Origin of the sequence: Bacillus sp. UNCCL81 (assembly GCF_900112535.1) — a bacterium.
In the GTDB taxonomy this organism is placed as follows: domain Bacteria; phylum Bacillota; class Bacilli; order Bacillales; family Bacillaceae_G; genus Gottfriedia; species Gottfriedia luciferensis_B.
Window position 1 is genome coordinate 26,680 of the sequence record NZ_FOMF01000005.1, and the last position, 13,823, is coordinate 40,502.

The 13,823-nt window shown below is 35.2% G+C and carries 11 protein-coding genes; 8 read left to right on the forward strand and 3 right to left on the reverse strand.

The features are described 5' to 3' along the window. Positions 1–2 precede the first annotated feature (2 nt). Positions 3–137 (reverse strand): hypothetical protein, encoded by a 135-nt coding sequence (locus tag BM319_RS25090; RefSeq protein ID WP_286143741.1) that lies wholly within the window; start codon positions 135–137, stop codon positions 3–5. 263 nt (positions 138–400) lie between these two features. Here BM319_RS25090 and BM319_RS12205 point away from each other — a divergent pair, with 263 nt between their 5' ends. The 6 genes from BM319_RS12205 to BM319_RS12230 all read left to right on the forward strand — a co-directional run bounded on the left by BM319_RS12205 (position 401) and on the right by BM319_RS12230 (position 8,770). Further along, complete coding sequence (locus tag BM319_RS12205) at positions 401–1,894, forward strand: aldehyde dehydrogenase family protein (protein WP_069032707.1); 1,494 nt, start codon at positions 401–403, stop codon at positions 1,892–1,894. Positions 1,895–1,965: 71 nt separating this feature from the next. Beyond that, positions 1,966–3,336, forward strand: coding sequence for a putrescine aminotransferase (locus BM319_RS12210; RefSeq protein ID WP_069032708.1), 1,371 nt, complete (start codon positions 1,966–1,968; stop codon positions 3,334–3,336). A gap of 82 nt (positions 3,337–3,418) precedes the next feature. Further along, positions 3,419–4,789, forward strand: coding sequence for a 4-aminobutyrate--2-oxoglutarate transaminase (gabT, locus tag BM319_RS12215; protein WP_091022876.1), 1,371 nt, complete (start codon positions 3,419–3,421; stop codon positions 4,787–4,789). Positions 4,790–4,821: 32 nt separating this feature from the next. After that, a complete protein-coding gene (locus BM319_RS12220; RefSeq protein ID WP_091023216.1) occupies positions 4,822–6,243 on the forward strand; it encodes an NAD-dependent succinate-semialdehyde dehydrogenase in 1,422 nt (473 codons plus the stop codon). A 111-nt stretch (positions 6,244–6,354) separates the two neighbouring features. Further along, on the forward strand, positions 6,355–7,539 hold the full coding sequence (locus BM319_RS12225) for a CaiB/BaiF CoA transferase family protein (protein WP_069032711.1): 1,185 nt from the start codon (positions 6,355–6,357) through the stop codon (positions 7,537–7,539). A gap of 13 nt (positions 7,540–7,552) precedes the next feature. After that, a complete protein-coding gene (locus BM319_RS12230) occupies positions 7,553–8,770 on the forward strand; it encodes an acyl-CoA dehydrogenase family protein (protein ID WP_091022878.1) in 1,218 nt (405 codons plus the stop codon). A gap of 615 nt (positions 8,771–9,385) precedes the next feature. Here BM319_RS12230 and BM319_RS12235 read toward each other — a convergent pair. Further along, positions 9,386–9,736 (reverse strand): hypothetical protein, encoded by a 351-nt coding sequence (locus BM319_RS12235; protein ID WP_069032713.1) that lies wholly within the window; start codon positions 9,734–9,736, stop codon positions 9,386–9,388. Between the two features lie 312 nt (positions 9,737–10,048). Here BM319_RS12235 and BM319_RS12240 point away from each other — a divergent pair, with 312 nt between their 5' ends. Further along, positions 10,049–10,594 carry a hypothetical protein gene (locus BM319_RS12240; RefSeq protein WP_091022880.1) on the forward strand — a complete coding sequence of 182 codons (546 nt, stop codon included), beginning with the start codon at positions 10,049–10,051 and terminating at the stop codon, positions 10,592–10,594. Positions 10,595–10,869: 275 nt separating this feature from the next. Here BM319_RS12240 and BM319_RS12245 read toward each other — a convergent pair whose 3' ends face one another. Beyond that, positions 10,870–11,880, reverse strand: coding sequence for a LacI family DNA-binding transcriptional regulator (locus BM319_RS12245; RefSeq protein ID WP_139226532.1), 1,011 nt, complete (start codon positions 11,878–11,880; stop codon positions 10,870–10,872). Between the two features lie 448 nt (positions 11,881–12,328). Between BM319_RS12245 and BM319_RS12250 the strand changes: the two genes are divergently transcribed. After that, on the forward strand, positions 12,329–13,750 hold the full coding sequence (locus tag BM319_RS12250) for an aldehyde dehydrogenase family protein (RefSeq protein WP_091022884.1): 1,422 nt from the start codon (positions 12,329–12,331) through the stop codon (positions 13,748–13,750). The last annotated feature ends 73 nt before the right edge of the window (positions 13,751–13,823 follow it).

The following is a 13,823-nucleotide window of genomic DNA, read 5'->3' on the forward strand; positions in this document are numbered from 1 at the left end:
TTTTATTTCTCTAAATCCCCTATATTTTCAACATTACTATCAATTACTTCAGTCATACTAACTTGATCCCTCGAGAGACTAATAGCCATGAATATGATGATGAGTCCAACTGCAATGCATGTTCCTGCAAGCAACATAATATCTTCCTCCTTTCATGGTGTTCTAGCCTATGCAATGAATTTTCTTAATATGTCGGTTTACAGAAATAGTTTTAAAAACGTTTAATGATCGCGGAATTTTAACGAGTTTCAAAGATTATGCAAAGTGTAATAGTGTTATGCAAAATTGAATAATAATCTACAGGAGATTGAAGGGAAACCCTTATAAATAGGTGTAATAAAGTTGGCACAGTTCTTGCAATCTAATAAATTGTAAAGTAATTAAGGAGGGTTTATATACAATGGTCGATGTTCAATTTAAAACAATTGATTTAAAGATGTTTATTAATGGCGAATGGAAAGATTCTAGCAATCATGAAAAACGCCCTGTTATTAACCCAGCAAATGGAGAAATCATTGCATATGCTCCAGAAGGAACGGTTGAAGATGCGAAAGAGGCAATTGATGTTGCTCGTAAAGCATTCAATGATGGAAGATGGTCTGATTTATCTGCTCAAGAAAGAGCAACTTACTTATTTAAAATTGCAGACAAAATAGAAGAGTACCAAGAAGAATTAACGAAACTTGAAACGTTAGATAATGGAAAACCAAACCGTGAAGCTGGCTACGATGTAGCTGATGCAGCAGCGTGCTTCCGTTATTATGCGGGGTTAATTACAAAGCCGGATGGGTTTACTTATCATGTAGCAGATCCTATGCAAGCGATGGTTGTTCGTGAACCAATTGGTGTATGTGGATTAATTGTTCCGTGGAACTACCCATTATTAATGAGTGTTTGGAAGCTTGCTCCAGCATTAGCGGCAGGTAATACAGTTGTTTACAAACCATCAGAAGTTACACCAGTTACGCCGAAGAAATTATTTGAGATTTTTGAAGAGGTTGGTCTTCCACACGGTGTAGCAAACATGGTGATGGGTGCAGGTCCAGTAGTTGGAAATGAAATCGCTTCAAATCCTGATGTAGATATGGTTTCATTCACAGGTGGAACAAAAACAGGTAAACATATTATGAAAACAGCTGCCGATACGATGAAAAAAGTATCGCTTGAGCTTGGCGGGAAATCTCCAAACATCATTTTTGCAGATGCAGATTTTGAAACGGCTGTAGATTATGCTCTATTCGGAATTTATGCAGGTTCAGGCCAGGTTTGCTCATCTGGATCAAGAATTTTAGTTGAAGAATCAATTTACGATCGCTTTGTTGAGCGATTTGTAGAGCGTGCTGAGAAAATTAAAGTAGGTCCTGGAGATGCTCCTGAAACAGAAATGGGTCCACTTGTAAGCAAAGAGCATTTAGAAAAAGTTTTAAGTTATATACAAATTGGTAAAGAAGAAGGCGCAAGAGTTGCTTGTGGTGGAAATCGCATTGAAAAAAATGGTTTAGAAAAAGGTTACTTTGTTGAACCGACTGTTTTTGTAGATGTTGAACAAAATATGCGTATCGTTCAAGAAGAAATTTTTGGACCTGTTGTATGTATTCAAAAGTTTAAAACCGAAGAAGAAGCAATAAAACTAGGAAATGGAACTGTTTATGGTTTAGCAGGTGCAGTATTTAGTAAAGATGGAGCGAAAGCTTTAAGAGTGATCAAAAAGTTACGTTCAGGCATTACTTGGATTAACTCATACCACCCAACATACAATGAAGCTCCATGGGGTGGCTACAAACAAAGCGGTGTTGGACGTAGTCTAGGTACATTTGGGCTAGAAGAATTCCAAGAAATTAAGCAAATTAACATTAACTTACAAGTTGAACCAATTGGATGGTTTGCAGATTAATTTTAGGCAGTTATAAGAAGAGACATATAGGAAATAAAAAAATAGATAAAACGACTATAGGAGTGAACAAAATGAGTATCAATTTAAAAAACGAATTAAAAAGTGGAGAAAAAAACGTAACTGAGTACATTAATAAGGTTTTAAGTTTAATAGAAAAAGAGACTGTTACAGAAGAAGACGCTGCATGGATTACAAAGGAAACAGTTGATGGTTTTAGAGAGCATGTAAACCCAGGTTTCCTTGCTTACCGTAAAACTGTTACAGAAGGCGGTCAATTTGCATCTGTTGAATGGTCTGATAGCGGATCTTGCTTTAAAGACGTAAATGGTAAAGAGTATATTGATTGTTTAGGCGGATTTGGAATTTATAATGTTGGGCACCGTCATCCAAAAGTTATCAAAGCAGTTACAGATCAGTTAAAAAGACAGGCACTTCATAGCCAAGATTTATTAGATCCATTACGTGCAATGCTTGCTAAAATTTTAGCAGAGATTACACCTGGTGATTTAAAATTCTCGTTCTTTACAAACAGTGGTACTGAAAGTGTAGAAGCAGCATTAAAGCTTGCAAAAATGTATAGTGAGCGCAGTACATTCATTTCAACTACACGTGCATTCCACGGAAAAAGCTTAGGTTCTTTATCTGGTACTGCAAAAGGCATGTTCCGTAAACCGTTTTTACCGTTAATTCCTGGATTCCGTCATGTTCCATTTGGTGACATTGATATGATGAGAAAAACATTTGAAACTTGCTCTTTAGTAGGCGAAGATGTTGCAGCAGTTATACTTGAGCCAATTCAAGGTGAAGGTGGAATTATTCTTCCTCCTCCAAACTACTTAAAAGAAGTTCGTGAACTATGTGATGAGTACGGAGCTCTATTAATTTTTGACGAAGTTCAAACAGGTATGGGACGTACTGGTAAAATGTTTGCTGCTGATTTATATGAAGTAGTTCCGGACATTATTTGTCTTGCTAAAGCATTTGGCGGCGGAGTTATGCCGGCTGGAGCAGTAGTTGCAAAAGAAGAAGTATTCAAAAGCTGGTTCCCAAATCCATTTATGCATACAACAACATTTGGTGGAAATCCATTAGCATGTGCAGCTGCTATTGCTACAATCAGTGTGCTTCTTGAAGAAAAATTACCTGAAAGAGCAGAAGTAGTTGGGGCTTACTTCTTAGATCAATTAAAAGAAGCAGCAAAAGGACATGAAGATAAAGTTCTAGAAATTCGTGGTCAAGGTTTAATGATTGGAATTGAGTTCCATCAAGATGAAATCGGCTATGAAGTTTCTAAAGGAATGTTTGATAAAGGAATCCTAGTTGCTGGTACATTAATTAACTCAAAAACAATTCGTATCGAGCCTTCTTTAAAAATTAGCTATGAAGAAGTTGATACTGTAGTAAATGCATTTAAAGAAATTTTATCTACTATTGAAGTTTAATACTTTTAGCATGTCATGACTTTAAAATTCATGGCATGCTTTCATTACAGACAATAATCGTTATAGATAGGATGGTGCAATTATGGCAGATCGAAAATTCGTTAAAATCCAAACTTCAATTCCAGGACCAAAATCACAAGAGTTACTTGCTAGAAGAAATATAGTGGTTCCAAAAGGGATTAGTAATAATAGTGAAGCGTTTGTAAAAAAAGCAAAGGGTGCACTTGTTGAGGATATTGATGGTAATACATTTATTGATTTTGCAGGTGCAATTGGAACGTTAAATGTAGGACATTCCCATCCTAGAGTTGTAAGAGCGCTTCAAGCTCAATCCGGTGATTATATTCATACAGGCTTTAATGTCATGATGTATGAATCTTATATTCAACTTGCAGAAAGACTAGCCGATCTTTCTCCTGGTGAGTTTGAAAAACAAGTTGCATTTTTTAATAGTGGAGCAGAAGCTGTTGAAAATGCAGTGAAAATTGCAAGAAAGTATACAAAGCGTCAAGGAATCATTTCTTTTACTAGAGGATTCCATGGTCGAACATTAATGACAATGACGATGACAAGTAAAGTTAAGCCATACAAATATGGATTTGGACCATTTGCTCCTGAAGTATATAAAGCACCATATCCATATGTTTACCGTCGTCCAGATCAAATGGATGAAAAAGAATATAGTAAATTTATCATTGAACAATTTGAACAGTTTTTGATTGCAGAGGTTGCACCAGAAACGATCGCTGCAGTCGTCATGGAACCAATCCAAGGTGAAGGTGGCTTTATTGTTCCTGATCTTGATTTTGTAAAAAGGGTTAGAGAAATCTGTACTCAATATGGAATATTATTTGTAGCAGATGAGATTCAAACTGGTTTTGCTAGAACAGGTAAATATTTTGCAATTGAGCACTTTGGAGTTGAGCCTGATTTAATTACAATTTCAAAATCAATGGGTGCAGGAGTACCTATTAGTGGCGTTATCGGTAGAAAAGAAATAATGGAAGCTTCTGATGCGGGAGAAATAGGCGGAACATACTCTGGTAGTCCACTTGGATGCCGTGCAGCATTAGCAGTACTCGATATCATTGAAGAAGAAGAATTAAATGAACGGGCTGTTGTAATAGGCGAAAAAGTTAATGAGAAAATGCGTGGGTGGGCTAAACAGTTTGAACAAATAGGTGATATTCGCGGAATTGGCGCAATGTGTGCGATGGAGATTGTAACAAATAAGAAAGATAAAACACCAGATAAAGTGACAGTTGGAAAGATTGTAAAAGAAGCTAACAATAGAGGTTTAATGTTGCTAAGCGCAGGTATCTTCGGCAATGTTATTCGTTTGTTAATGCCATTAACGATTACAGATGAACAACTTGAAGAGGGACTAGATATTTTAAGGGAGTCAATAGAAGCGGTATTACTACCAGAATTACAATTGGAGGTAAACTCATGAGCCAAATTAAAGAGAAATATGAAGTCTACCCAATGTATATAGATGGTGCATGGGTTGGGAACGATCATGAATATTATACGAAGGTTACAAATCCTGCAACTGGTGCAGTTGTAGGGGCAATTCCAACGGGTGGAACTTATGAAGCTAAATTAGCTGTTGATGCTGCTCATACAGCATTTAAAACTTGGTCAAAAAAGACAGCAGAAGAAAGATATCATTTATTAATGAATTGGTATCGTCTCATTGACGAAAAGAAAGAAGAAATTGCTAAATTAATGACAATTGAGCAAGGTAAACCATTAAAAGAAGCGTTAGGTGAGACTGTTTATGCAAATGGTTTTATTTCTTGGTATGCAGAAGAAGGCAAACGTGTATATGGAGAAACAATTCCTGCATCACAACCTAATAAACGAATTCTAGTTAGGAAAGAACCTGTAGGAGTTGTAGCAGCAATTACTCCTTGGAATTTCCCGGCAGCTATGATTACAAGAAAAGTTGCTCCTGCACTTGCTGCTGGCTGTACAACGGTTATTAAACCAGCTACTCAAACACCTTTAACAGCATTAAAACTTGCGGAGCTTGCTCATGAAGCAGGAATTCCAAAAGGTGTAATTAATGTCGTTACTGGTAAGTCTTCTGAAATTGGCGATGTATGGCTAAAAGATCCGAGAGTAACAAAGATTACATTCACTGGCTCTACTGAAGTTGGCAAAACGCTAATGGTAGGAGCAGCAGAGAATGTCAAAAAGGTTTCGCTAGAGCTTGGTGGAAATGCACCATTTATTGTCATGGATGATGCTAATTTATCAAAAGCAGCGGTTGGCTTAGTTCAGTCAAAATTCCGTAATGCAGGTCAAACTTGTATTTGTACAAATCGTATTTATGTACAGGAAAGTGTAGCTGAAGAATTTACAGCGTTATTTACAAAAGAGCTAGAAAAATTAAAAGTGGGTAACGGCTTAGAAGAAGGAATTGATGTTGGTCCACTAATTGATGATGCAGCTTTAGAAAAGGTAAAAACGCTAGTTGAAGACGCTACTAATAATGGTGGAAAAATCGTATATAGTGGGAATAAACCTTCAGAGGAAAATGGATATTATTATGCACCAACTATTTTAACGGGTATTACGGATGAAATGGCGTGTATGAAGGAAGAAATATTTGGTCCGCTTGCACCAATTACTACGTTTAAAACCGAAGAAGAAGTAATTGAGAGAGCAAATAATTCAAATTACGGTCTAGCTGCATATGTGTATACGGAAAACTTAAGTCGTTCTTTCCGCGTTACAGAAGCACTTGAGTACGGAATTATTGGACTAAACGATGGCACACCTTCTGCTGTACAAGTTCCATTTGGCGGCTATAAAGAGAGCGGTCTTGGAAGAGAAGGCGGTCATTTTGGAATTGAAGAATTTTTAGAAGTTAAATATATTTCAATTGGGTTAGACATCTAATAAATCTACTGTTAATACAAAGCGCAGTTGTAAGCCAGTTAAACATTCAATTCAACTATTGTGATTGATCGTTTTACTGGCTTATTAACTAGATTAATAGAGGTGGAAAAATTGCCAGGTGCATTACATGGAATAAAAATCATTGATTTAACAAGAGTACTAGCCGGACCCTTTTGTACGATGATCCTTGGGGATTTAGGAGCAGAGATTATAAAAGTAGAAAGTATAAATAATGGCGATGAAACAAGGGGATGGGGGCCACCTTTCGTTGAAGGTGAAAGCGCTTATTATTTATGTGCGAACCGCAATAAAAAAGGCATAACACTAAACTTAAAAAGTGAGCAAGGAAAAGAAATTTTAAAAAAACTAGTTTCAGAGGCTGATGTAGTTGTTCAAAATTTCAAACCTGGAACAATGACAAAACTAGGTTTTGGGTATGAGGATTTGAAAAAAGTAAAGGAAGACATAATACTGGCGTCCATTAGTGGGTTTGGTAGTGAAGGACCGAATTCAAGTTTACCAGGATATGATTATATCATCCAAGCGATGTCTGGATTAATGAGCATTACTGGTGAGAAAGAGGCAGAGCCAACAAAAGTAGGTGTAGCCATTTCGGATGTTTTAACTGGTCTATTTACATGTATTGGAATTCTTGCATCACTTCAGAATCGAGATCGTACAGGAGAAGGTCAGGAAATCGATATTTCATTGTTTGACTCTCAGCTAGCTGCTTTAGTAAATGTAGCTAGTAACTATTTATGTAGTGGAACTGTTCCTGAACGAATGGGGAATCAACACCCAAATATCGTTCCATATCAAGTCTTTACTGCTAGTGACGGTGAATTAGTCGTAGCGGTAGGTAATGATGAACAATTTAAGAGGTTTGCTTTACTAATTGATGAACCAGACTTATTAGATGAAAAATTTAAGACAAATACTGGTCGTTTACAGCATCGAAAGCAAATAGAGAAATTAATCCAAGATAAGTTGATGATGAAAAGTAAAAATGAGTGGAAACAATTATTAGATCAAATAGGCATTCCAAATGGCCCAATAAATAATGTGAGTGAAGCTCTACAGTCTGAACAAGCTAAATCAAGAGAAATGGTGTTGGATGTAAACCATCCTTTTATAAAGGATCTAAAATTAGTCGGATCACCGTTAAAATTATCAAAAACACCAATTGAAGTATTAAGACACCCACCTTTACATGGTGAGCATACAGAAGAAATAGTAAGTAGTCTAGGATATTCCCGAATTGAAATAGAAGAAATGAAACGAAATAAGACAATTTAAGGAGGAAAAAGGAATGGATTTTTCATTATCAGAGGAACAAATTAGTGTAAGAAAAGTTGTCAGGTCATTTGTAGACAGAGAAATTATCCCTTTTATAAAAGAATGGGATGAAAAAGGACATTTTGAAGCTAATATTCTAAAACGACTTGCAGATTTACAACTAATGGGTGTATGTATTCCAGAACAATATGGTGGAGTAGGAATGGATTATAACACATTAGCGATTGTATGTGAGGAATTAGAACGCGGGGATACTGCTTTCCGTACTGCTGTTTCAGTACATACTGGATTAAATAGCATGACATTACTTCAATGGGGAACTGAAGAACAAAAGAAAAAGTATCTTATTCCTCAAGCACAAGGAAAGAAAATTGGTGCGTTTGGATTAACAGAGCCAAATGCAGGATCAGATGTAGTAGCAATGGCAACAACAGCTGTAAAAGATGGAGATAGTTACATCTTAAACGGATCAAAAACATGGATTTCTTTATGTGATGTAGCTGATCATTTCTTAATTTTTGCGAAAACAAATCATGACTTAAAGCACCATGGAATTTCTTGTTTTATCGTAGAACGTACTTTTGAAGGCGTTTCCACAAAAGCGATCAAAGGAAAAATGGGAATTAGAGCAGGGAATACTGGTGAAGTATTTTTAGATGATGTAAGAGTCCCAGCTGAAAACTTACTAGGTTTCGCAGGTGAAGGGTTTAAAATTGCAATGTCTGCGCTTGATAATGGACGATTCACCGTTGCAGCTGGTGCTTGCGGATTAATCCAGGCATCACTTGAAGCGAGCGTAAAATACTGTAATGAGCGAAAAACATTCGGTAAAGAAATTGGTAAACATCAATTAGTACAACAAATGATCGCGAAAATGTCATCAAACCTTGAAATCTCACGTTTATTAGTTTATAAGGCTGGTTGGTTAAAAAATAATGGAAAGAGAAATACAAGAGAAACATCACTAGCAAAATGGATTTCTTGTAATGCTGCAAACGAAGCAGCAAATGATGCAGTTCAAATTCATGGTGCATACGGATTCTCAAACGAATTCCCGGTAGAACGATACTTAAGAAACTCAAAAGCACCTGTTATCTACGAAGGAACAAGAGAAATTCACACAATTATGCAAGCTGAATATGACCTTGGATATAGAGAAGATAAAGTGTTAAGAAAAATGCTTCCAGCTTGGCCATTTGAAGAAGTTACGGTTGAAGCGGTAAAGTCTTAAAATTGAATTTTAGATTAAATATATACTAGTAATAAGACTGTCTTTTAAAGACAGTCTTATTTCATGCTGTTGAAAAACATCCTTGTCAATTTAATTACCAAAATTTCGTAAAAGGGGTAGAGTGATGTTGATTTCCACTACAGGATGCTCGCTTTCCATGGGGCGAGATTCTTTAGCCTCCTCGGCAGGCCTGCGGGGTCTCAGCCTTCCCGCTTATCCCATAGGAGTCGAGCACCCCTCCGCTCCAATCAACTTAATCATCAAAAAAAGTCTGCAATAAATCCTAATCAAATAGCCTTTACTTAAAGTATCCTAATGTTGTGTATTAATAAGGTTGTAGGTCAACTAATATCGAACTTTAATTAAACTAATTAACTGAATTTGTTTTTCTAAAAATTAGCACATAATATTTTTAACTTCTGAAAAAAATCATGACTAGTGTTTATTGGAATCATGAAATTGCTCAAAATATTAACATTTAAAAACCATTAATAAATCATCCGAAAAATGAAAATGTCATCATAAAGTTCAATTTGATGCCCGTTTTCCGTATTGATCATTTTATATTTCAACACACTTAAATAAGACTGTCCTTTAAAGACAGTCTTATTTAAGTTATTTAACATAAGTACGTAACGTATTTTGTATTTGCTGTAAAACATCATCAACGTGATCTAGTTCTAAAATGATTTTATCGTATTTGTGGTTATTTAAAGTTAAAACTAAATTTCCCTTATTAGTACTTGTAGCAATAAAATAATTCACTCCGTCTTTTTTAAAATGTCCATATTTAGATGCGCCTAAGTGTGTACCGTATATTTTCCAAAGAAATTCATGTATGTCCTCAAGAGAAACATCACTGATATCACTATACGGAACTTCTATTGAATGTTTTAACCCTAATATTGTTTCGAAACTAGAAAGTGTAATAATTAATTTGTGTTCTTCAAATAATATTGTTTTCATAAAAAATCCCTCCTTAATTCTTATACGATCCGGGATTGAAAATCGTTCATTTAGTTTAATTTAATTATTAATATATCGTTGTACTTTTTACCCAAACCACTTATTTTAAAAACTAAACAAACGTTTAATTAAATAGATAATGCAACAATTATCGTGATTTTAAGTATACTGACTTATAATGGGTATGCTTAGTATTAGTAAAAATCGTAAAAAATTAAACGATAAGATAATTTTTTTTCATAGCAAGTAAATGCTAGGGAATGATATCATCTAGATAAAAGAATTATTTACTATTCTCAAAGAGGTACGTATATGGATCAACAAGTACAAACTTATTTCGAAAACCTTGAATCAACAGACAAGAATTTGCAATTCGAAGCCTTTAACTACATTATTTCCGTTACAAAAGAGAAAGTGGATTGGTCATATGAAGTATGGGATCGATTAAAATCGGATCTAACGCATAAAGGAAATCACAAAAGGTCAAGAGCTGCACAATTTCTCTCAAATTTAGCGATCAGCGATCCAGAGAAGAGAATGCTAAATGATTTTCCAGAAATTTGGCAAGTTACATATGATCCAAAATTCGTTACCGCAAGACACACTTTACAGTCAATATGGAGAGTAGGCTTAGCTGGTCCAGAACAAAGAGCAATCGTCCTTGATCGTCTAGAAAATCGTTATTTAAATTGTAAAGAAGAAAAGAACTATACATTGATTCGTTACGATATTATTCAATGTATGAGAAATCTGTATGATGCGGTTAAGAATGAAGAGATTAAACATAAGGCTCTAGAGTTGATAGAAAAAGAAGAGGATCCAAAATATCGAAAAAAATATATGACAGTGTGGAAGTAAAGCACATTTAAAGTGAACTCAAAAAAGTTAGAGAAATAGTTTTATGCTGCTAAAGAGGATTGGACTTGGTACTGACAGGGGACAATCCTTTTTGTTTTATCGTAATAGTAAAAAGAGTTTAAGCAATGACAAATGATGGCATGCGAGTTCAAGAGTAGAATTTCGGCTGGGATTATTGTTAGCCAATATAATGCTATAAATAAATGGAGCGGAAATAGGAGACGTGAGTTATACACGTCTCAATTTACTTGTTAAAATAGTTCCAAATTTAAAATCTATTTTATTCTAGGGTTTCCAGTAGATCGTCGAACAATTAAATGAGGTGTGATTGTAGTTGTTACGGAATTTAATTGTTTGTTTTTATTTTCAATCAAATTAATTAGATGTTCCATAGCCAGATTTCCTAGAGACTGACTTAAATGAGTTCCCACTGTTGTTAATTGAATAGATGCATGGGCAGAAAACTCGATATTATCAATTGCACCAATGCTGATATCTTCCGGTATTTTAAAGCCTTTATTAAGTAGGAAATCTAAGCAAATTAATGCAATAGCATCCGTCGCAGCGACTATGGCTGTTGGAAATTCAATACCTGAAAATAACTCCTTACAGGCTTGGACAATGGATTCTATAGTTGTATCGGTCGTTTTTATCCAATCCTCACGAACTGCTATTTTTTGTCTATTAGCCTCTTTTTTAAACCCTTCTAAACGACCGTGAAAAGTAGATGCTTGTAGCGGGCCACCTATATACGCTAGATTTTTATGACCTAATTCGATCATATGATTTGTTATTAGTTCGCCGGCTTTTACGTTATCAATCTCAAAATAGTTTGTCCCACACGAATGCTTCCGATTGAAGGTCACATATGGTTTGCCTTCCAAACTTTCTAAAACGGGAAAAATTGAATCATTCATTAAAATAGAAGACATTATGATTCCATCAACAGGGGCGCTTAATACTTGGTTATAAAGCATATTATCGTTATCTATTTTATTGAAAAATACGAGTACGTTATATCCTTTTTTTGCTGCAATCGATACAATTCCCCGAGTAGATTCTTCGTAAAATGGATCATGAGTATGTCCTGTGATTAACGCAATCATATTGGTTTTCTTTTTTACGAGATTTCTAGCATTCAAATTCGGATGATAGTTTAATTCTTTAATGGCTCTCTCTACTTTTTCTACCGTTGATTGTCTAATATTTTTAGACCCATTTAATACACGAGAAACAGTAGCTTGAGAGACGCCGGCTAGCCTCGCAACATCGTGTGAAGAAACCAAATAAATCACTCCAAGTTCATATAATATAAAATTTAAAAATAATAGTTAAATAATTAAAACAACAATGAATACGGCAGATGTTCTAAATCTTGTTACTCTCAAAACAACATAATTTTTGGAATTTTCAAGTGACTATTTATATTATAACAAATAAAATCGTATTAGATTAGAAGTTTTGTGCAAATTAACGAAATTTTTGTATACGTATTCATAGAAATTTGAATAAATGTGTAATAATTACGTAGTTTAGATACTTGCTGATAAATTTTTATAATAACTTACTAGATCCAACATATAACCACCATTAAGCACAACTCGTTAGAGAATATAGAGAAGTTTTATAGATGTTAATTAAATATTTATAAAATGCTAAAAAATAAAAATTGTTTGACAATTATTAAAAATGAAGCTTATTATTAATACGTATTCATAAGTTATGGAGGGAAACATGAAAAAGAATATTTGGATTAACGGACAAGATGTGGAAACAGAAAATTATTCAGATTTGCTTTCTCCTTATTCACAAGAAAAAATTGCAGATATTGCTATTGCGAATAAACTACAAACTCAGAATGCAATTAAAGTTGCTTATGATTCTAAAGAAGTAATGGCCAAAATGCCTGCTCATCAACGAGCAGCAATTTTAGAGAAAGTTTCGCAACTTCTTGAAGAAAATTTAGAAGAAGCTGCAAAGGTAATTGCTCTCGAGTCGGCTAAACCACTGATTTTCGCCAAAGCAGAAGTAATAAGAACGATTGAAACATACAAATTTGCATCAGAGGAAGCAAAACGAATTCATGGAGAAACAATTCCTTTTGATGCGGCGGTTGGTGGAGTTGGAAAAATAGGCTACACCATTCGTAATCCAATTGGAGTTATTGGTGCAATTACTCCATTTAATTTTCCGATGAATTTAGTGGCGCATAAAGTGGGACCAGCTATTGCTGCAGGGAATACCGTGGTATTAAAGCCAGCTTCACAAACACCACTTTCTGCATTTTATATAGCAGATTTGTTCAAAAAAGCTGGTCTACCGGATGGCGTATTAAATGTTGTTACAGGACCAGGAAGAGTTGTAGGTGACGCCATTGTAGAAAGTGATCTAGTTAGTATGGTGACTTTTACAGGAAGTTCCTCAGTTGGAATTGCACTTCGAGCAAAAGCGGGGCTTAAGAAAACAACACTTGAACTAGGATCAAATGCAGCATTAATCATTGATGAGGATATCGATGTAACAAAGGCTATTGATCGCTGCTTAATGGGCGCATTTTCAAACCAAGGGCAAGTCTGCATCTCTTTACAACGTATATATGTACACGAAAAAATCTATGATGAATTTGTTTCGCAGTTTGCAAAAAGTGCTAGCGAACTCAAACTAGGTGATCCTTTAGATCCTGAAACTTATGTTTCATCTCTTATTTCATCGAATGACTTGGACCGTGCTTTAAGCTGGATCGAAGAAGCAAAAGCGCAGGGTGCGACTATTGCAACAGGTGGCAAAACGGTAGGGAATATTCTTGAACCTACAGTTATTTTAGATGTAACAAATAACATGAAAGTATCATGTAACGAAGTTTTTGCTCCAATTGTTTCAATTTGTAAAGTATCTTCGGTTGAAGAAGCAATTGATGCTGTAAATGATTCCCGATATGGACTGCAAGCGGGAATTTACACTAATAGTGTTGTTAATGCACTAAAAGCAGCAGACGATCTGCATGTAGGAGGCGTAGTTATTAATGATGTACCTACGTTCCGTGTTGATCAAATGCCATATGGAGGCGTAAAAGAAAGTGGTACGGGACGTGAAGGATTGAAGTATGCAATTGAAGAGATGACGGAAATGAAACTCGTTATTTGGCACAAAGGATAAATTTTAGACATCATTTAAAATTGTTTTCATTTTTATGTGTACCGTTTAGCTTTATCGGTTTTTTAGACGGTAC